The sequence below is a fragment of the Streptomyces cacaoi genome, from assembly GCF_006539165.1.
In the GTDB taxonomy this organism is placed as follows: domain Bacteria; phylum Actinomycetota; class Actinomycetes; order Streptomycetales; family Streptomycetaceae; genus Streptomyces; species Streptomyces cacaoi.
Map to the genome: position 1 here is coordinate 1 of NZ_BJMM01000152.1, position 1,985 is coordinate 1,985.

The window sequence follows — 1,985 nt, forward strand, 5'->3', positions numbered from 1 at the left end:
CTCGCTGTAGGAGGACTTGTACCAACGGGGGGATTCGGTCGTCACGAGGCGCCCTTTCGCAACTGGTTGATTATGGCCACAGATTCCGTCTTCGAGCAGGCATCGGCCTGTAGCTGATGGTAGGCCGTCAGGATGGGCAACACGAACTTGCCGTCCCTTTCGAGATGACCCCGCTGGGCGGACTCGGCGTAGGACATCAGCGAGCGGTTCGACATCGTCAGGATGGTGACCGGCAGGCTGAGCGGGCGGTGAGCCCCCATGCTGAACGGCGCGATCTGGAGCATGGTGTTCGGCAGCTCGGCGAACTCGATCAAACGTGCCAACTGCGCACCCATGATGGTGGGATCACCGATCGGTCGGCGGATGCAGCTCTCGTCCAGCACCGCGAGGACCAAGGGTGGGGGCTTCCGGTGGAGTGAGGCTTGCCGCTCCGCGACGAGGGCGACCCGCTCGGTTGCATGCTCCTGTGTGATCGCTCCCCGCTTGACGGCGCTGTCGGCGAGAACCGTGGCGTACTCCGGCGTCTGGAGCAGTCCCGGAATGACGCCGACTTCGTACAGCCTGATCTCCGCCGCGCGTCCCTCGTGATGGACGAACTGGGGAAAGCCCTCCAGCAAACTGCCGTGGCGGATCTCGCGCCACTGGCGCTCGAACGTGTCTTCCGTGCCCTCGATGTCCAGGGCACGGTCAGCACTGCGCGCGAACCGCAGAGTTGGCATCTTGCGACCGGTTTCGACAGCGGACACATGTGTACTGGAGTACCCCATGCGCTGCGCCAACTGCTCCTGTTTCCAGCCTCGTGCCTCTCGTGACGTGCGTAGCCGCGCCCCGAACGCTGCCTGCGGAGAACTGTCCGGATCCAACTCCTTCAGGTTCACAGGGCCGCCACCAACTCTCCGTGCGCGTCTGACAAGTTGAATGGGTCCTCACCCTAGGTCACTCTGGGCCGCCCTGGTAGTGGAGTCACTACGGAGAGGAACGGCCGTGACCGGTAGGGAACCCCCCGCAAGCCGTCGGAAAACGCCGCAGACGCCGGCACTCGGAACGCTCTTGGCGGACGATCGGGACCGGATCGGCGAGTTCCGCGGGGAACGCGCGGGGCTCTGGTCACTGCGTCCCCCGGCGGGCGGGTCTGCGTGGAAGGTCGATCCCAAGGACGTGCGACGGGCCACCCCGGCGGAGCGCCTGCGCGCCGAAACCGCCCGGGCGAACGCACGGAGCCGGGGTGAGCTGCTGTGACCACCCGCACGCGGCGACGGTTCGCGTTCTCCCACCGGCACTTGAGACCGAACACGGACGCCGACACCGGACCGATCACATATGCGTTGTGGCCCGGGGGCCCGGCATGAACGGCAGCACGCAGCCGACGGGCTACTGGTGCGAGGTACGTGCCGAGGGCCTTGTCCACGGCACCGGACAGATGGCGCAGTACGTCCTGGGGACGTTCCGCACCATCTCGCCGATGCTCGCGCTCCGGTGGCTCCGCGGCGAAGCGCTACGCATCGCAGACCGTCTCGACCCCGACCCGCGGCGCTCACCGTGGGTGCAGCCGTACAGGGAAGTACCGACCGACCTCGCCCCGGACGGCCCCACCGGACTTCGCATGTGGTGTGCAGACAACGGGGACCGGCGCGCCGCACGCGAGCGCATCAAAGGCGGGGAACCGCTTCTGGTCGCCGTTCAGGACGTGGACTGCCGGTACACGCTGTCGGTGTGGCCCGTACGGACTGCCACGCCGGCCGAGCCCCGCCGGCCTCCGGCCGGATCACAGGAGCCACGGGACGACCGCTTACCCGGTGGGGCCGCTCCCCCTCTTCGACTGCCGACACGTACACCGGCGGGAAGGCCGGCCCGACGGCGAGAAAAACACCTGGGCGCGCCGGTACTTCGCCGCACACGAGCGCACCTACGCCACGGCGGTGGGAAAGCGAGGGAGTCCCTGCTCCCTGAAGGAGAGAAGCCATGAAGACGGTCATCCGGTCCAA

Annotated in this window: 1 protein-coding gene; it reads right to left on the reverse strand. The window is 67.5% G+C overall.

Annotated features, from left to right (window positions below):
* Positions 1-41: 41 nt before the first annotated feature.
* A complete protein-coding gene (locus SCA03_RS34670) occupies positions 42-878 on the reverse strand; it encodes a helix-turn-helix domain-containing protein (RefSeq protein ID WP_086818376.1) in 837 nt (278 codons plus the stop codon).
* Positions 879-1,985 lie beyond the last annotated feature (1,107 nt).